The sequence below is a fragment of the uncultured Nocardioides sp. genome (assembly GCF_902805925.1).
In the GTDB taxonomy this organism is placed as follows: Bacteria; Actinomycetota; Actinomycetes; order Propionibacteriales; family Nocardioidaceae; genus Nocardioides.
Window position 1 is genome coordinate 1 of the sequence record NZ_CADCUP010000203.1, and the last position, 17,025, is coordinate 17,025.

General features: G+C 72.6%; 16 protein-coding genes. 13 read left to right on the top strand and 3 right to left on the bottom strand.

Features of this window, described 5'->3' with window-relative positions; all coding sequences use genetic code 11:
• The 5 genes from QZX64_RS14730 to QZX64_RS14750 all read left to right on the top strand — a co-directional run.
• Positions 1-313, top strand: a 313-nt coding sequence (locus tag QZX64_RS14730) for a WYL domain-containing protein (RefSeq protein ID WP_295661254.1), incomplete at its 5' end; no start/stop codon positions are given.
• A gap of 15 nt (positions 314-328) precedes the next feature.
• Positions 329-604 (top strand): twin-arginine translocase TatA/TatE family subunit, encoded by a 276-nt coding sequence (gene tatA, locus QZX64_RS14735; protein ID WP_295661256.1) that lies wholly within the window; start codon positions 329-331, stop codon positions 602-604.
• A 23-nt stretch (positions 605-627) separates the two neighbouring features.
• Positions 628-1,494, top strand: a complete 867-nt coding sequence (gene tatC, locus QZX64_RS14740; protein WP_295661258.1) for a twin-arginine translocase subunit TatC — start codon at positions 628-630, stop codon at positions 1,492-1,494.
• A gap of 12 nt (positions 1,495-1,506) precedes the next feature.
• A complete protein-coding gene (locus QZX64_RS14745; RefSeq protein WP_295661260.1) occupies positions 1,507-1,935 on the top strand; it encodes a hypothetical protein in 429 nt (142 codons plus the stop codon).
• Between the two features lie 202 nt (positions 1,936-2,137).
• Positions 2,138-4,939 (top strand): RNA helicase, encoded by a 2,802-nt coding sequence (locus QZX64_RS14750; protein ID WP_295661262.1) that lies wholly within the window; start codon positions 2,138-2,140, stop codon positions 4,937-4,939.
• Here QZX64_RS14750 and QZX64_RS14755 read toward each other — a convergent pair.
• Together QZX64_RS14755 and QZX64_RS14760 are read right to left on the bottom strand one after the other, a co-directional pair.
• Positions 4,929-5,588, bottom strand: a complete 660-nt coding sequence (locus QZX64_RS14755) for an SDR family oxidoreductase (protein ID WP_295661264.1) — start codon at positions 5,586-5,588, stop codon at positions 4,929-4,931. The genes QZX64_RS14750 and QZX64_RS14755 overlap by 11 nt on opposite strands.
• 17 nt (positions 5,589-5,605) lie before the next feature.
• Positions 5,606-6,526: a 5'-3' exonuclease gene (locus QZX64_RS14760; RefSeq protein WP_295661283.1), complete on the bottom strand. Its 921-nt coding sequence runs from the start codon at positions 6,524-6,526 to the stop codon at positions 5,606-5,608.
• Between the two features lie 59 nt (positions 6,527-6,585).
• Between QZX64_RS14760 and QZX64_RS14765 the strand changes: the two genes are divergently transcribed.
• Positions 6,586-7,038 carry an Lrp/AsnC family transcriptional regulator gene (locus tag QZX64_RS14765; RefSeq protein WP_295661266.1) on the top strand — a complete coding sequence of 151 codons (453 nt, stop codon included), beginning with the start codon at positions 6,586-6,588 and terminating at the stop codon, positions 7,036-7,038.
• A 401-nt stretch (positions 7,039-7,439) separates the two neighbouring features.
• Here the strand turns inward: QZX64_RS14765 and QZX64_RS14770 are convergent, their stop codons facing one another.
• The gene (locus tag QZX64_RS14770) at positions 7,440-8,909 is read right to left on the bottom strand and encodes a KamA family radical SAM protein (protein WP_295661269.1); all 1,470 of its coding nucleotides are present in this window, start codon (positions 8,907-8,909) and stop codon (positions 7,440-7,442) included.
• A gap of 152 nt (positions 8,910-9,061) precedes the next feature.
• Between QZX64_RS14770 and QZX64_RS14775 the strand changes: the two genes are divergently transcribed.
• The 7 genes from QZX64_RS14775 to QZX64_RS14805 form a co-directional block, all read left to right on the top strand.
• Positions 9,062-10,087: an L-erythro-3,5-diaminohexanoate dehydrogenase gene (locus QZX64_RS14775; RefSeq protein ID WP_295661271.1), complete on the top strand. Its 1,026-nt coding sequence runs from the start codon at positions 9,062-9,064 to the stop codon at positions 10,085-10,087.
• The gene (locus QZX64_RS14780; protein ID WP_295661273.1) at positions 10,084-11,598 is read left to right on the top strand and encodes an amidohydrolase; all 1,515 of its coding nucleotides are present in this window, start codon (positions 10,084-10,086) and stop codon (positions 11,596-11,598) included. The genes QZX64_RS14775 and QZX64_RS14780 overlap by 4 nt, the downstream gene beginning before the upstream one ends.
• Positions 11,595-13,169, top strand: coding sequence for a lysine 5,6-aminomutase subunit alpha (locus tag QZX64_RS14785; RefSeq protein WP_295661275.1), 1,575 nt, complete (start codon positions 11,595-11,597; stop codon positions 13,167-13,169). Before QZX64_RS14780 ends, QZX64_RS14785 begins: the two co-directional genes overlap by 4 nt.
• Positions 13,166-13,933: an OAM dimerization domain-containing protein gene (locus tag QZX64_RS14790; protein WP_295661277.1), complete on the top strand. Its 768-nt coding sequence runs from the start codon at positions 13,166-13,168 to the stop codon at positions 13,931-13,933. The genes QZX64_RS14785 and QZX64_RS14790 overlap by 4 nt, the downstream gene beginning before the upstream one ends.
• A complete protein-coding gene (locus QZX64_RS14795; protein ID WP_295661279.1) occupies positions 13,933-14,328 on the top strand; it encodes a hotdog domain-containing protein in 396 nt (131 codons plus the stop codon). The genes QZX64_RS14790 and QZX64_RS14795 overlap by 1 nt, the downstream gene beginning before the upstream one ends.
• Before the next feature lie 402 nt (positions 14,329-14,730).
• Positions 14,731-16,266, top strand: a complete 1,536-nt coding sequence (gene lnt, locus QZX64_RS14800; RefSeq protein ID WP_295661281.1) for an apolipoprotein N-acyltransferase — start codon at positions 14,731-14,733, stop codon at positions 16,264-16,266.
• Positions 16,267-16,292: 26 nt separating this feature from the next.
• Positions 16,293-17,025 (top strand): polyprenol monophosphomannose synthase (locus tag QZX64_RS14805; protein WP_295661285.1); only part of this gene is annotated, 733 nt, incomplete at its 3' end.

Sequence of the window (17,025 nt, forward strand, 5' to 3'; positions counted from 1 at the left end):
GGAGCACGAGGAGGAGCCCAAGGACGTCACGGACGGGTTCTTCCGCGGCGCGGAGTCCTCCGTGCTGGTCACCGTGGAGCTCGACCCGCCGGCCCAGTGGGTCCCGGAGTACTACCCGGTGGAGTCGGTCCGACCGCTCGCCGGAGGTTCATCTGAAATCCAGATCCTCGTCGCCGACGAACGTTGGTTGGAGCGTCTACTGCTCAGGCTGGCGCCCCACGCCCGGGTGGTCTCGCCGGCCCGCCTGGGCGACGAGGTCATCTCCACTGCACAGCGTGCCCTCAGGCTCTACCAGCAGCACGGCGTAGACTGACCCGAGCACCACACCATGTACGCGTTCATCGCCGGTCTCGGACCGACCGAGCTGCTGATCATCCTGGCCGTGCTGGTCCTGATGTTCGGTGCCTCCAAGCTCCCCGAGCTCGCCCGCGGCAGCGGTCGTGCCCTGCGCATCTTCAAGGCCGAGACCAAGGGTCTCGGCGACGATGACGACGACGACACCAAGACGCTGGAGCAGCGCGAGCTCGAGGCCCGCGAGGTCGACGCCCGCCAGGCCGAGAGTGAGCGCATCGCCCGCGAGCACCGCGGCGACACCACCGCCTGACGACAAGCGACGCCACCGCACCCGTGAGAATCCGCGGTCTCTTCGGCCTGTTCAGCGGACGCCCCGCCCACCCCATCGGCGCCGACGGCCGGATGGCCCTCACCGACCACTTCCGTGAGCTGCGCGCCCGGCTCCTCCGGTCGGCGGTGCTGCTGCTGCTCATCTTCGCCGCGGCACTGCCCTTCTACGACAACGCCCTGCCCCTCACCGGCTCCTCGCTGCTCGACCTGGTGCTCAAGCCCTACAACGACGCCCGCCAGGCGCTCGGGGCGGACGTCCAGACGCAGGCGTACGTGAAGGGCGCGACGGGGCCGCTCCTGCTGCAGCTCAAGCTGTGCGGCGTCGCGGCGATCGTCCTCTCCAGCCCCTACTGGCTCTCCCAGATCTGGGGCTTCATCGTGCCGGGCCTGCGGGCGGAGGAGAAGAAGTGGTCGCGCGTCTTCGTCGCGATCGCCGGGCCCCTGTTCATCGTGGGCGTCGCCGTGGGCTACTACGTCCTGCCGCGCGGCCTGGAGGTCCTCATCGGCTTCACGCCGAGCGGGCTGGAGAACCTGGTCGAGTTCGGCGAGTACTTCTCGTTCCTGACCCGGATGCTGCTGGTCTTCGGCATCGCCTTCGAGATCCCGCTCTTCGTCATCATGCTCAACCTCGCCGGCGTGGTCTCCGGCAAGGCGATCGGCCGCTACCGGCCGTGGATCGTCATCGGCACCTTCATCTTCGCCGCCGTGGCCACGCCGTCGACCGACCCGTTCTCGATGCTCTCGCTGGCCGTCCCGATGCTGGTGCTGTTCGTGATCGCCGAGATCGTGGCCCGCACGATCGACCGCGTCCGCGGCCGGCAGGAGCGCAGCACCGAGCAGTGGGACGACGACGAGGTCTCGCCGATCTGAGAGGCTGAGGCGGTGCAGCCGCAGCCGATCCTCACCGTCGACCCCTTCGACCTGCCCGACTGGCTCGGCACCGACCAGGTCACCTGGTCGGCCGACTTCGGGCTCCGCACGGGCCATCACGTGCGCGGCGAGCTGACCTCCCCGGGCACGGACCGCGCCCTGGTCTGCGACCTGCTGGCCGTCGACCGGGCCTACCCCGCGCCCGTCACCTGCGACACCAGCCGGGCGGCCGCTCACCAGGCGTGGCAGCACGGACAGGTCCTGCTGGGGGAGTACGGCGACCGCCTGGTGCTGGCCGTGCCCGGCACCGTGTTCGGCGCCGACCTGGTGCTGGACGCGGTGAGCCGGCTCGCGAAGGCCGTCGGGGCGGCACCCGAGCGGTACGCCGCGCACCTGCGCATCGGGGAGCGGGGGCCCCGGCGGGCAGGCTCCGAGGGCTGAGCCCAGCGCTCCCCGCGCCTGCCGCGCCCGATGACGGGTACCTCCACGTCGTGGCGATCGAGGGGAGGGGCCGAGCCGAGCACCACCGGGTCCGTAGAGTCGGGGTCGCGGCGCCCGGCATGGTGGCGTACGCCGACGGTGAGCGCTCCGGCGCCCTGCCCGTGACGATCGAGAGCGCCCCCGGGGCGTCGAAGGTGTTGCCATGAGTGTGCGAGACGACGACGAGCTGAGCCCGGCCGAGCGGTACGCCGCCTTCCGACGTGACCGCAGGCACCCGGTGCTCAGCGACTTCTCCGGCCAGTACGCCTTCCCCCTCGACGACTTCCAGGTGCGGGCGTGCCGCGAGATCGAGGAGGGCCGCGGCGTGCTCGTGGCCGCGCCGACGGGGTCGGGCAAGACGGTGGTCGGCGAGTTCGCCGTGCACCTGGCCCTGGCCACGGGCCGCAAGTGCTTCTACACGACGCCGATCAAGGCGCTGTCGAACCAGAAGTACAACGACCTGGTGGCGCGGTACGGCGCCGACCAGGTGGGGCTGCTCACCGGCGACAACACCGTCAACGGCGAGGCGCCGGTCGTCGTGATGACCACCGAGGTGCTGCGCAACATGCTGTATGCGGGCTCGCAGACGCTGCTGGGGCTCGGCTTCGTGGTGATGGACGAGGTGCACTACCTCGCCGACCGGATGCGCGGTGCCGTCTGGGAGGAGGTCATCATCCACCTGCCGGAGTCGGTGAGCGTCGTGTCGCTCTCGGCGACGGTGTCCAACGCCGAGGAGTTCGGCGAGTGGCTCGAGACCGTGCGCGGTGACACCACCACGATCGTGGAGGAGAAGCGGCCGGTGCCGCTGTTCCAGCACGTCATGGTGGGACGCCGCCTGCTCGACCTCTTCGCCTCCTCCGACGTCGACGCCTCCGCCGGGTTCGTCAAGGAGGGCGCCCCGGTCAACAACGAGCTGATGAAGATCGCCCGCGACGACTGGGCCAGCACCCGGATGCGCGACCGCCGCAACCCCCGCGACAAGCGGCAGAAGGGCGGGCCCAAGCAGGTCGGGAACGGCCGGCGGGTCTGGATCCCGAGCCGCGTCGAGGTCATCGAGCGGCTCGAGCGCGAGCGGCTGCTGCCGGCGATCGTGTTCATCTTCAGCCGGGTCGGCTGCGACGCCGCGGTGACGCAGTGCCTCAACGCCAACGTGCGGCTGACGTCCATCGAGGAGCGCGACACGATCTTCGACTACGTGCAGGAGCGGTGCAGCCACCTCGACACCGACGACCTCAACGTGCTGGGCTACCACGAGTTCCTCGACGCCCTCACCCGCGGCGTCGCCGCGCACCACGCCGGCATGCTGCCGACGTTCAAGCAGATCGTCGAGGAGCTCTACGTCCGCGGCCTGTGCAAGGTCGTCTTCGCCACCGAGACCCTCGCCCTGGGCATCAACATGCCGGCGCGCACGGTCGTCATCGAGAAGCTGTCGAAGTGGAACGGCGAGACGCACGCCGACATCACGCCGGGGGAGTACACCCAGCTCACCGGCCGTGCCGGGCGGCGGGGGCTCGACGTCGAGGGCCACGGCGTGGTGCTGTGGCAGCCGGGGATGAACCCGCGCGAGGTGGCCGGTCTCGCCTCCACCCGCACCTATCCGCTGCGCTCCTCGTTCCGGCCGTCGTACAACATGGCGGTCAACCTGGTGCACCAGTTCGGGCGGGAGCGGGCCCGCGAGACCCTCGAGCAGTCGTTCGCGCAGTTCCAGGCCGACAAGGCCGTCGTGGGGCTGGCGCGTCAGCTGCGCAAGGCCGAGGACGCCCTCGACGGCTACCGGGAGGCCGCGACCTGTCACCTCGGCGACTTCATGGAGTACGCCGGGCTGCGCCGCCGCGTCTCCGACGCCGAGAAGCTCGCGGCCCGCACCCGCCGCACCGACCGCCGTGACGAGGCGGCCGCCTCCCTGGCGAGGCTCCGACCGGGCGACGTCATCTCGGTGCCGGCGGGCAAGTTCTCCGGCTACGCCGTCGTCATCGACAACGGGGCGGCCGGCGACGGCGACCCGCGTCCCTACGTCGTGACCGCCGACCGGCAGGCCCGGCGGCTGGCGATGACCGACTTCCCCGAGCCGGTGGAGTCGGTGGCGCGGCTGAAGGTGCCCAAGTCGTTCAACGGCCGCAACCCCCAGATGCGCCGCGACCTGGCCTCGGCGCTGCGCACGCGCACCCACGACCTGGCGCCGCCGTTCCGGGCGCGTCGGGAGCGGCGGGGCTCACCGGTCGACGACGGGGCCGAGCGCGAGATCACCGCGCTGCGCAACCAGCTCAAGCAGCACCCGTGCCACGCGTGCCCCGACCGCGAGGACCACGCGCGCTGGGCGGAGCGGTGGTTCAAGCTGGAGCGCGACGCCGAGACGCTCAAGCGCCGGGTCGAGCAGCGCACCAACACCGTGGCGCGCACCTTCGACCGGGTGTGCACGGTGCTCACGCAGCTGGACTACCTCGAGGGCGACACGGTCACCGACCGCGGACGTCACCTGATGCGCATCTACACCGACATGGACCTCGTCGCCGCGGAGTCGCTGCGGCACGGGCTGTGGGACGACCTGACCCCCTCCGAGCTCGCCGCGGTGCTCTCGGTGCTCGTGTTCGAGGCGCGCCGGGCCGACGACGCGTCCTCGCCCCGCCTGCCCGGGGGACGGGTGCGCGACGTCATCGGGGAGATGGTGCGGCTGTGGGCCGACCTGGACGCGCTGGAGCGCGACAACAAGCTCGACTTCCTGCGCGAGCCCGACATGGGGTTCGCCTGGGCGGCCTACCGGTGGGCGGAGGGCGACGACCTCGACGACGTGCTCGGCGGCACGTCGCTGGCCGCGGGTGACTTCGTGCGCTGGATGAAGCAGCTGCTCGACCTCACCGGCCAGGTGGCCGACGCCGCCGGTGACTCACCGCTGCGCGGCGTAGCCCGTGACGCCGTACGCCGGCTCAAGCGCGGGGTCGTGTCCTACTCCTCGCTCACCGACTGAGCACGGCCAGCGCGTCGCCGATCTCGGTGTCGCCGCCCACCAGGTCCCACTGGGCGCCGATGCCGGCGCCGGTGTCGAGCACGGCCGCCACGACGGCGGCGACGTCGGCGCGGGGCACCTCGCCGCGCGAGGTCTGCGGGGCCAGCTCCACCCGGCCGGTCGGCGGGTCGTCGGTGAGCCGGCCGGGCCGGATGATCGTCCAGTCCAGCCCGCTGTCGCGCAGGGCGGCGTCGGCGTCGCGCTTGGCCTCGACGTACGCCCTCCAGACCGGCGACACGTCGTCGCCGAGCGGCTCGTCGACGCCGATCGCGGAGATCTGGACGACCCGGGAGATGCCTGCCTGCCCGGCCCCGTCGATGGTCTTCAGGGCGCCCTCGAGGTCGACGGTGCGCTTGCGCTCGAGGTTGCCGTCGGGGCCGCCGCCCGCCGCGAACACCACCGCGGAGCAGCCCTCGAAGGCGCCGGCGAACGCGGCGGCGTCGTCCTGCTCGATGTCGAGCAGCCTCATCTGTGCGCCGAGGCCCTCCAGCTCCGTGCGGTAGTCCTCGCGGCGGACCAGCGCGACCGGGGTGTGGCCGGCGGCGACGAGCATCGGGTGGAGGTGGCGGGCCACGTTGCCGTGGCCCCCGACGATGGCGATGGAGGTCATGGCCCCACCGTACGGAGTCAGTCGGCGGAGGGACCCTGCAGCGCCTCGACGAGGCGAACGGCGGAGCCGCCCAGCCCCCAGCGCTTGTCGAGGGCGAGGAGCGCCTCGTGGTCGCGCGGGGTGCGGGGCAGCGTGGCGTCGTGCTCGGCCAGCTCGAGGTCGCGGACGACCGCCACGACCGTCGGCGCCACGGCGAGGTAGTCGGCGGCCGCCTTGATCCTGCCGCGCGGGCCGGGCGCGAGGTCGGAGTCGGGGTCGGACGCGGCGGCGATGATGCCGGGGATGTCGCCGAAGCGGTTGAGCAGGGTGGCGGCCGTCTTGTCGCCGACGCCCGCGACACCCGGCAGCCCGTCGGACGCGTCTCCCCGCAGCGTCGCGAAGTCGGCGTACTGGTGCGCGTCGACGTCGTACTTCTCCCGCACGACCTGGTTGGTGACCCGCTCGTGCCTCCCCACGCCGCGCGCGGTGTAGAGCACCCGCACCTCGGCGGCGTCGTCGACCAGCTGGAACAGGTCGCGGTCACCGGTGACGATGTCGACCGGCATGCCGGCACCGGTGGCGAGGGTGCCGATGACGTCGTCGGCCTCGTGGTGGTCGGCCCCCACCACGCAGATGCCGTACGCCGCGAGCACCTCGAGGATGACGGGCACCTGCACCTGGAGCGGGTCGGGGACCTCCTCGAGGTCGGGTCGGTCGCCCGGCTTCTCCTCCACCACGCGGTGCGCCTTGTAGGTCGGCAGCAGGTCGACGCGCCACTGCGGGCGCCAGTCGTTGTCCCAGCAGCAGACGAGGTGGGTGGGCTCGTACTCGGTGACCAGGCGGCTGATGAAGTCCATGAGGCCGCGCACCGCGTTGACCGGGGTGCCGTCGGGCGCCTTCACCGAGTCCGGCACCCCGAAGAACGCCCGGAAGTAGAGCGAGGCGGTGTCGAGCAGCATCAGGCGGGGCGCGCGGGTGGTCACGGCGCGATCCTGTCATGCCACTACCCTCGGCAGGCATGAGCACGAACGACGTCGAGGCCACCGATCGGCACATCCTGCGCCTGCTCGCCGCCGACGGCCGGATGTCGTTCACCGACCTGGGCAAGGCCACCGGCCTGTCCACCTCCGCGGTCCACCAGCGGGTCAAGCGCCTGGAGACGCGGGGCCTCATCACGGGGTACGGCGCCCAGATCGCGCACGACGGCATCGGCCTGCCCCTGACCGCCTTCATCTCCATCCGCCCCATCGACCCCTCGCAGGCCGACGACTCGCCCGAGCGGCTCCGCGACATCGCCGAGCTCGAGTCGTGCTGGTCGGTGGCGGGGGAGGAGTCGTACATCCTCAAGGTGCGCGTGGGGACCCCGCTGGACCTCGAGGACCTGCTCGCCCGGATCCGGTCGGCGGCGAACGTGTCCACCCGGACCACGATCGTGCTCTCCACGCCGTACGAGAACCGGCCGGTGGGGTGAGGGGCGCGGCGGGTGCAGGGTCTGTCGTTTGGGACCAATCGGCAGGTAGGCGGGTCGGGCGATCGGCTGGGGCGTGTGGGTGCCGATTGGGCACGAACGGCACGTCACAGGCCCCGGAGCCTGTCGTTTGGGACCAATCGGCAGATCAGTGGACCCGGGGTGGGCCGGCTGGGCGTAGGGCGCCGATTGGGCACGAACGGCACGCCGCAGGCCCCGGAGCCTGTCGTTTGGGACCAATCGGCAGGTGGGCGGCCCCGTGGTGGGTCGGCGGGGCGTGTGGGTGCCGGTTGGGCACGAACTGCACGCGTCGGGCCCCCGAACCTGTCGTTTGGGACCAATCGGCATGCCGATGAGCCGCCGAGCGGACCCCCGGACCCACTCCCGGCCGATCCCCGACAGCGTCAGTGCGCCTGCAACGCCGCCGTACGGCGCGAGGCCTGCGCCATCTCGGCGGCGGTGAGGGCGGCGTCGTCGAGGTCGGCGTGCTCGGCCCACCACGCCTGGCCCTCGGGCGGCAGGGTGTGGATCGGGTCGTAGTAGTGGTAGGTGCGCTCCAGCGCCTGGAGGTCGTCGGCCTCGATGGAGGTGCGGTAGTTCTTGGTCCAGCCGGAGACGCCGCGGACCCGGTCGTACTCCGCGAGCTGGTGCACCCAGCGCTTGCCGACGAACGGGACGTCGCACACGATCCGCGGCGTCGCGAAGCCCGGCAGGTAGCCCATGAGGTGGTGCTGGAGGCGCTGGGCGTCGGCGACCGAGACCCGCCAGTGCTCCGAGAACGGGATCATGTCGCACATGTAGAAGTAGTAGGGCATGATCTGGGCGCCGTCGAGCAGGTTGAAGCAGAGGTCGAGCAGCGCGTGCGGGTCGGCGTTGACGCCGTTGAGGAGCACGCCCTGGTTGCGCACGTCGCGCACGCCGGCCTCCAGCATCGCCCGGGACGCCTCGGCGACGATCGGCGTGATCGAGTTGGCGTGGTTGGCGTGGGTGTGGATGGCCAGCGAGACGCCGCGGGCGCGGGCGGTGCGGGAGACCCGCTCGACGCCGGCGCGGACGTCGTCCTGCAGCCAGTGCTGCGGCAGGCCGACGAGGGCCTTGGTCGCCAGCCGGATGTCGCGGATGTTCTCGATCTCGAGCAGCTTGGTGAGGAAGTCCTCGAGCCGAGCCCACGGCATGTTGGCGACGTCGCCGCCGGAGACCACCACGTCGCGCACCGAGGGGGTACGGCGCAGGTAGTCCATCATGTCGCCGAGCCGGTCCGCGGGCTTCGCGGTGAACTTCAGCTTCTCGATCACCGGGGTGGAGTTGCCGACGAGGTCCATCCGGGTGCAGTGGCCGCAGTACTGCGGGCAGGTCGGCAGCAGCTCGGCGAGCACCTTGGTGGGGTAGCGGTGGGTCAGTCCCTCGGCCACCCACATGTCGTGCTCGTGCAGGGAGTCACGGGAGGCGTGCGGGTGCGAGGACCAGTCGGTACGGCGGTCGCTGAACACCGGCAGCATGTAGTGGCGCACCGGGTCGGCGTAGAACGCGTCGGTGAGCGACCCGGGGCCGGCCGGGACGGCGTACGGCGCCATCGTGTTCATCATCTGCGGCGGCACGAGCATCGACATCGTGGCGCGCTCGTTCTGGTCGCGCTCGAGGTCGGCGTAGAACCGCTCGTCGACGAGGTCGCCGAGCAGCTCACGCAGCTGCCTGAGGTTCTTGACGCAGTGCGCACGCTGCCACTGGACCGAGGCCCACTCCGCGGCGGTGACGTCCTTCCAGCCCGGGAACCTGGTCCAGTCCGGCTCGACGAGCTCGACCCGCTGGTAGGGGTAGGGCTGGCCGGTCCCTCCCCAGGGAAGGACAGGGTCGATGGCCGTCTCGATGCTCATGCGATGCTCCCGGGTGTGCGGGTCGGGTGGGCGGCGTGGGCGTTTGTGTCGCGCCCCACGGCTCTGCCAGAGTAGACGACAGATCCTCCGGTCCGCACATCAACGCACCGGAGTATTTCCTGTCTAAACCAGTGATATGTGGAGGAACAGCCGTGCAGAGCGATCCCACCGGGCTGCACCGGGTGCTCGACGACCGCTCGGTGCTGCCCCAGGCCGCCGAGCGCCTCGACACCCGTCGCGAGCTGTGGCCCGACGAGGTGCGGATCCGGGTGGAGAAGCTCAACCTCGACGCCGCGTCGTACCGCCAGCTCGAGCGCACCCACGGCGGTGACGGCGAGCGCATCCGCGCCTGCGTCCTGGACATCATCCGTGCGCGCGGCAAGATGCAGAACCCCGAGACCGGCTCCGGCGGCATGCTCGTCGGCGTCGTCGACGAGGTGGGGCCGGAGTCGCCGCTGGGCCTCGCGGTGGGCGACCGCGTGACCACGCTGGTCTCCCTGACGCTCACCCCGCTGGTCATCGAGGACGACCTCGCCTCGTGGGACGGTCTGTCCGAGCAGGTGCCCTGCGACGGGTACGCCGTGCTCTTCGGCCGCTCGATCGCCGCGGTGGTCCCCGACGACCTGCCCCGGGACCTGTCGCTGTCGGTGATGGACGTCTGTGGCGCCCCGGCGCTCACCGCCCGCGTCGTGCGGCAGTACGACGCCCCGGTGGTCGTCGTCGTCGGCGGGGCCGGCAAGTCGGGCTCGCTGAGCCTCGCCGCCGCCCGCGACGCGGGCGCCTCCCGCACGATCGGCGTCGTGCCGCACGAGCAGGAGGCCGCACTGCTCCGCGACGCCGGCCTCGCCGACGCCGTCGCGGTCGCCGACGCGCGCGACCCCGTCGCCCTGCGCGACGCCGTGGTGCAGGCAGGCGGACCGGCCGACGTGACCGTCGTCTGCGTCGACGTCCCCGGCTGCGAGGGCGGGGCGATCCTGGCCACCGCCGAGCGCGGCACGGTCGTCTTCTTCTCGATGGCCACGTCCTTCTCCGCCGCCGCCCTGGGCGCCGAGGGGGTGGCCGCCGACGTGACCATGCTGGTCGGCAACGGCTACCTGCCCGGCCACGCGGCGTACGCCATGGACCTGCTGCGGGGCCACGACGGGGTGCGCCGGCTGTTCGAGGGACGACTCGGGTGAGGACCCTCCTGCGCGGCGCGACGCTGGCCGGCTCGCCCGCCACGTCGGTCGCGGTGGACGGCGACCGGATCGTCTGGGTCGGCACCGACGACGAGGCGTGGGACGGCGCCGACGAGGTCCTCGACGTCCACGGTGCCCTCGTCGCACCGGCCTTCGTGGACGCCCACGTGCACGCGGTCCGCACCGGCTTCGCGCTCACCCAGCTCGACCTCACCGGCGCGACCAGCGGCGAGCACCTGCTCGACCTGCTCTCGTCCTACGCCGCGGGCCACCCGCACGACCTGCTGGTCGGCAACGGGTGGGACGAGTCGGGGTGGCCGGTGGCCGTCCCGCCCACGGCCGACGAGATCGAGCGGGCGGTGCCGGGCCGCGAGGTCTACCTGACCCGCGTCGACGGCCACTCGGCCGTCGTCTCCCACGCCTTCGCGGCCACCGTGCCCGCGCTGTCGGTAGCGGCCGGCTGGACCCCCGACGGGCGCGTCGAGCGCGCCGCCCACCACGTCGTCCGCGACGCCCTGGCCGGGCGCACGAGCGACGAGCAGCGGCTCGCGGCGGCCCGAGCCGCCTGTGGGGAGCTGGCCCGGCACGGCTTCGCCGGCTTCCACGAGAACGCCGCCCCGCACATCGGGCCTGAGTCGGAGGTCGCGCTGGTGCGCCGCGCGGCCCAGGAGCGGGGGCTGGCCGCCACCGTCTACTGGGGCCAGCTCGGCGCGGTCGACAAGGCGCGTGAGCTCGGCGTCCGCGGCCTCGCGGGCGACCTGGTCGCCGACGGGGCGCTGGGGTCGCGCACCGCGGCCCTGGCCACGCCGTACGCCGACGCCTCCCCGCACTGCGGCCACGCCTACCTGACCGCCGAGCAGGTCGCCGAGCACGTCGTCGCGTGCAGCCGGGCCGGCCTGCAGGCGGGCTTCCACTGCATCGGCGACGCCGCCCTGGACGCCGTCGCCGACGGGTTCGAGGCGGCCGCCCGCACGCTGGGCGTCGCGTCGCTGGCCGGTCACCGGCACCGCCTCGAGCACGTCGAGATGCCCTCGCGCCGGGTGGTCGAGGTGCTCGGGCGGCTGGGCGTCCTCGCCAGCGTCCAGCCGATGTTCGACGCCCTGTGGGGCGGACCCTCCGGCATGTACGCCGACCGGCTGGGGGAGCGATGGCGCGGCATGAACCCGCTGCGTGACCTCGCCGCGGCCACCCGCCTGGCGTTCGGCTCCGACTCGCCCGTCACCCCGGTCGGCGGGTGGGCCGCGGTGCGCGCGGCCGTCCTCCACCACGACGAGCAGCAGCGCCTCGACGTCGCCGCGGCCCACGCTGCCCACACCGCCGGCGGCTGGTTCGCCGCGGGCGACGACGACTCGGGTGCACTCGAGGTGGGCCGACGCGCCGACCTGGCCGTCTGGGACGTGCCCGGCGGCCTGGCCGCCGACGGCTGGCCGGAGCTGCACCCCGACCTGCCCCTGCCCACGGCCCGCCGTACGCTCGCGGCCGGCACCACGATCTGGAAGGCACACGAGTGAGCGGCAAGCTCCAGCTCGATCCGGCCCAGGTGAAGCAGGCGCGGGCCCTCGCGCGCACCGTCGGCCGCCCCATCGTCACCACGGCCAAGAGGCACACCACCGTCTCGGTCGAGCGCGCGACGCTGCGGCTCGCCGGGCTGGCGGGCGCCGACGCCGACGGCATCCCCTGGGTCAACCGGCTCACCGACGCCGTGCGCGCGGACCTCCACGACCAGGGCGGCCTGGCGTCCGGCATCGCACTGCCGGTGTGGGACGCGCTCGTCCGCGGCGAGGCCGACGACCTGGCGACCCTGGCGCAGAAGGCCGGCGCCGGGTCCGTGCGCTTCCGGCTGCCGGAGGGCAGGGACTCCACCCGCGCCCGGACGGCGTCGCGCAAGGCGGTCGGCGCGGGGATCCGGCGCATCGACGCCCGCCGCAGGGAGCGCGAGCGCCTGATCGCCCGGGTCGGCGACGCGCCGCGCAAGCCCTGGATCTACCTCATCGTGGCCACCGGCGACATCTACGAGGACATCCCGCAGGCACAGAACGCCGCGCGCGAGGGCGCCGACATCATCGCGGTGATCCGCAGCACCGGCCAGAGCCTGCTCGACTACGTGCCCGAGGGCGCCACCCGCGAGGGCTTCGCCGGCACCTACGCCACGCAGGAGAACTTCCGGCTGATGCGCGAGGCGCTCGACGAGACCAGCCGGGAGCTCGGCCGCTACGTGCGGCTGACCAACTACGCCTCGGGCCTCTGCATGCCCGAGATCGCCACCCTGGCCGGCCTGCAACGCCTCGACATGATGCTCAACGACTCGATGTACGGCATCCTCTTCCGCGACATCAATCCCATCCGCACCTTCGTCGACCAGCGGTTCAGCCGCCAGATCCACGCCCGCGCGGGCATCATCATCAACACCGGCGAGGACAACTACCTCACCACCGCCGACGCCGTCGACGCCGCCCACACCGTCACGACGAGCCAGCTGCTCAACGAGTACTTCGCCAAGGAGGCCGGCCTCGAGGACTGGCAGCTCGGGCTGGGCCACGCCTTCGAGATCGACCCCGACGTGCCCGACTCCTTCCGCCTCGAGCTCGCCCACGCCATGCTGGCGCGCGACCTGTTCCCGAAGGCGCCGCTGAAGTGGATGCCGCCCACCCGGCACATGACCGGTGACGTGTTCCGCGGCTACCTGCTCGACGGCTTCTTCAACCTCGTGGGCGCGCTGACCGACCAGGGCATCCTGCTCGTCGGCATGATGACCGAGGCCGTGGTGACGCCGTGGCTCTCCGACCGCGACCTCGCCCTGCAGAACGTCCGCTACGTGATGAGCGCCGCCGGCAACCTGCACGAGGACTTCCGCCCGCAGCCCGACGGCTTCATCGGCACCCGGGCCCGCCAGGTGCTGGGGGAGTCCATCGGCCTGCTCCAGGACATCAGGGGGCATGAGAACGGCTTGCTCGACGCCATCGCCGACGGCACCTTCGGCCTGATGAAGCGTCCCGCCCACAAGGGTCGGGGCCTCGACGGGGTGGCTGCGAAGGCGGCGGGCTACTACAACCCCGCCAGCGAGATCCTGGAGGAGAAGTGAGCGAGGAGACCGCCGGCAGGATCATCCGGCCGTACGGCGACACCACGGGCGACGGGATGGTGCAGGTGTCCTTCACCCTGCCGATGCCGCACTCCAAGGTCGCCGAGGGTGCCGCCGCGCAGCTCGCCGGGAAGATGGGCATCGACCCGGCCCTGGTCGTGCACGCCAAGCCGATGGGCCCCGACTTCACGTTCTTCGTGGTCTACGGGCGGGTCAACCACCTCGTCGACCCCTCCCAGGTGCAGGTCGTCGAGCGCGACTACCCGCTGCTGACGCCCAAGGAGGCCAACGCCGCCATCAAGCGCTCGCTGCGGCGCAGGCTGGTGGTCGTGGGCGCCTGCATCGGCACCGACGCCCACACGGTCGGCATCGACGCCATCCTCAACATCAAGGGCTTCGCCGGGGAGAAGGGCCTGGAGTACTACCGCGAGCTCAAGGTGGTCAACCTCGGGGCCCAGGTCAGCGTCCCGCAGCTGGTCGAGGCCGCGCACGAGGAGAGGGCCGACGCCGTGCTCGTCTCCCAGGTGGTCACCCAGCGCGACGCCCACCTCCTCAACACCCGGGAGATGTCGGCGGCCTTCCGCGAGGCCTACCCCTCGGCGACCCGGCCGCTGCTCGTCGTCGGCGGACCGCGCTTCGACGAGGCGATGGCCGGCGAGCTCGGCGTCGACCGGGTCTTCAGCCGCGGCACCACCCCGGGCGAGGTCGCCTCCTACATCGTCCACCGCATGACCCTCGAGCAGAGCGACAGGAAGGTCTTCTGATGGCAGCAGTCGTCGGGGAGCGCGTCGTCCACCGGCGCTACGTCCCCTACTCGCACGCCCACTACGCCGGCAACCTCGTCGACGGCGCCTACTCGCTGGGGCTCTTCGGCGACGTGGCCACCGAGATGTGCATCCGCACCGACGGCGACGAGGGACTGTTCGCGTCGTACTCCGAGGTGCAGTTCCGCGCGCCCGTCGTCGCCGGCGACGTGCTGGAGATCACCTGCGAGCTGGTCGGCGTCGGCACCCGCTCGCGGCTCATGGAGTTCGCCGTGCACGTGGTGGCCCGGGGCGCCGCCACCAAGGACGCCCCGGGCGCCGCCCGCCTGCTCGAGGAGCCGCTGCTGGCGACGTCCGCGACCGGCACGGTCGTCGTGCCAGCCCGGCCCGCCTGAGGCGTCCGCCCCTCCTCGGCGTGTCGCGGAGGACACGCCGCCGGGCCGGACGCGCGCTGCTCGATCTGTCGGGCTGGACTAGACCGCTGACCTGCGCGGACACGTATCGCCGCAGGTCAGCGGCCTGTTGACACGAGCCGGGTGCGCATCGCAAAGTTCCGTGGTCCGCCCGTGCAGACCGTGTCGTGTGGACCGACGTCCGAGTGGTCGTGTCGGTGGGTGAGAAGCCATCGCTCGCCGACCCGGTCCACGGAGGTCGGTCCGCGTCGCGGGGGCGGAGACGGAAGGGACCCCTGCTCCGTAGACAACAGCGCGTCGCCGGCACCCAGTCGGCTCCGGGTTGGTCCGAAGGGCTCGGGTCCCTTCCGTCGGCTGTAGCCGGTCGTCGGTTAGCGTGGCGCCGTGCTGCTCCGGAGTCTCGCCGCCCTGGCCGCAGGCGTCGGCCTGGCGCTGGCGTTCGAGCCAGTCGGTCTCGTCGTCCTCATCCCGCTCTCGCTGGCGGTGCTCCTGGTGTGCCTGCACGGCCTCCCGGCGCGGCGGGCCTGGCTGCCGGCCCTGCTGTTCGGCGGCACCTTCTGCTTTCTCCTGATGTTCTGGATGCGTGCGGTCGGGCCCGATGCCTGGATGTCGCTGTCGGCGCTGGAGACGGCCTTCTTCGCACCGCTGGGCGCGGGCGTCGCACTCCTCATGCGCCTGCGCTCCTGGCCCGTGTGGACCGCGTTCCTGTGGGTGGCCATCGAGACGATCCGCGGCTCCTGGCCCGTCAGCGGCATGCCGTGGGGGCGCCTGTCGTACGCCGTGGCCGGCACCCCCTGGGCCGAGGCCCTGCCCTGGTTCGGCTTCTCCGGGGTCAGCCTGCTGCTGGCCCTGTCCGGCACCACGCTGGCCTGGCTGGTCCTGGGGGGCTGGCGGAGCCGGCGTACGGCGCTCGTCGCGGTCGCGGCGGTGCTGCTGCCCGTCGCGGCGGCCGTCGTGGTGCCCTGGACCACCGACCGGGCCGGCTCGGTCAACGTCGCCGCCGTCCAGGGCAACGTCCCCGGCACCGGCAACGACCTGGTGGCGGTGCACCGCGAGGTCACCGGCAACCACGTCGACGCGACCGTCGAGCTCGCCGAGCGGGTGGCCTCCGGTGAGGTGGAGCGGCCCGACCTCGTCGTCTGGCCCGAGAACTCCACGGCGGTCGACCCCTTCCGCGACGTCGAGGTCAACACCGGCATCCGGCGGGCGGTCGAGGCCGTCGGGGTGCCGGTGCTCGTCGGTGGCATCGTCGACGCCCCGGCCGAGGACGAGGTGCTCAACCAGGGCATCGTCTGGGACCCGGTGACCGGGGCGGGGGAGCGCTACACCAAGCGGCACCCCGTGCCGTTCGGCGAGTTCATCCCGTGGCGCGACAGCCTCCCCGCCGGCAACTTCAGCCAGCTGCGGCTGATCCCGCGCGACATGGCGGCCGGCACCCGGGTCGAGCCGCTGCGGGTCGCCGGCGTGCTCGTGGCGGACGCCATCTGCTTCGACATCGCCTACGACGACGGCATCCACGACCAGGTCGGCCGGGGCGGGCAGCTGCTGACCGTGCAGACGAGCAACGCCAGCTTCATGGGCACCAACCAGATCGAGCAGCAGTTCGAGATCACCCGCCTGCGCGCCCTCGAGACCGGGCGGTACGTCGTCGTGGCGGCCGTCAACGGCGTCTCGGGCGTCATCGACCCGGAGGGCACCGTGCTGGACTCCGCCGCGGCCCGCACCCAGGACGTGCTGGTGCGCGAGGTGGAGCTCCGCAACGGGCTGACGCCGGCGGTGCGGATGGGCCCGTGGCCCGGTCGCGCGTGCGTCGCGCTGGCCCTGGTGGGGTTGCTCATCGCCCTCACCCGGCGCCGGGAGGCGGCCCGTCCGCCCCGCGCCGAGGAGCCCGTGCGCGCACCGCAGAGCGAGCCGGTGTGACCGCCCCGACCGAGCGTCGCACCGTGATGGTGGTCCCCACCTACGACGAGGCCGACAACCTCGAGTGGATCGTGGGCAGGCTGCGCGCCGCCCAGCCCACCTTCGACGTCCTGGTCGTCGACGACAACTCACCCGACGGCACCGGCAAGATCGCCGACGCGCTGGCGGCCCTCGACGGGGCGGTCACCGTCGTCCACCGCACCGAGAAGGCCGGCCTCGGCGCGGCGTACCTGCACGGCTTCCGGGTGGCCCTGGACGCCGGCTACGACGTGATCGGCGAGATGGACGCCGACGGCTCCCACCAGCCCGAGCAGCTCCACCGTCTCGTGGACGCGCTCGCCGACGCGGACCTCGTCATCGGCTCGCGCTACGTGCCGGGCGGCTCGATCGTGAACTGGTCGCGGTGGCGCGAGCTGCTCTCCCGCGGGGGCAACCTCTACGTCCGGCTGCTCATCGGGATGTCGGTGCACGACGCGACGGCGGGCTACCGGCTCTTCCGCCGCCATGCGCTGGAGGCTGTCGACCTGGCGGCCGTGGAGTCCACGGGCTACGTCTTCCAGACCGACATGACGCACCGGGTCCTCTCGGCCGGCCTGCGGGTGCGCGAGGTGCCCATCGAGTTCGTCGAGCGGGTGCGTGGGGACTCCAAGATGAGCGGGCGGGTGGCCACCGAGTCGCTGCGCAAGATCACCCGGTGGGGACTGGCCGAGCGGACCGCGCGGGTACGCCGCCGGCTCGGGGGCCGCGCGGTTTCACCCG

Excerpts from the sequence above, each read along its gene's own strand:
- tatA (WP_295661256.1), top strand. The coding sequence starts at position 329 with ATGTACGCGTTCATCGCCGGTCTCGGACCGACCGAGCTGCTGATCATC.
- QZX64_RS14750 (WP_295661262.1), top strand. The coding sequence starts at position 2,138 with ATGAGTGTGCGAGACGACGACGAGCTGAGCCCGGCCGAGCGGTACGCC.
- QZX64_RS14755 (WP_295661264.1), bottom strand. The coding sequence starts at position 5,588 with ATGACCTCCATCGCCATCGTCGGGGGCCACGGCAACGTGGCCCGCCAC.
- QZX64_RS14760 (WP_295661283.1), bottom strand. The coding sequence starts at position 6,526 with ATGCTGCTCGACACCGCCTCGCTCTACTTCCGGGCGTTCTTCGGGGTG.
- QZX64_RS14765 (WP_295661266.1), top strand. The coding sequence starts at position 6,586 with ATGAGCACGAACGACGTCGAGGCCACCGATCGGCACATCCTGCGCCTG.
- QZX64_RS14770 (WP_295661269.1), bottom strand. The coding sequence starts at position 8,909 with ATGAGCATCGAGACGGCCATCGACCCTGTCCTTCCCTGGGGAGGGACC.
- QZX64_RS14795 (WP_295661279.1), top strand. The coding sequence starts at position 13,933 with ATGGCAGCAGTCGTCGGGGAGCGCGTCGTCCACCGGCGCTACGTCCCC.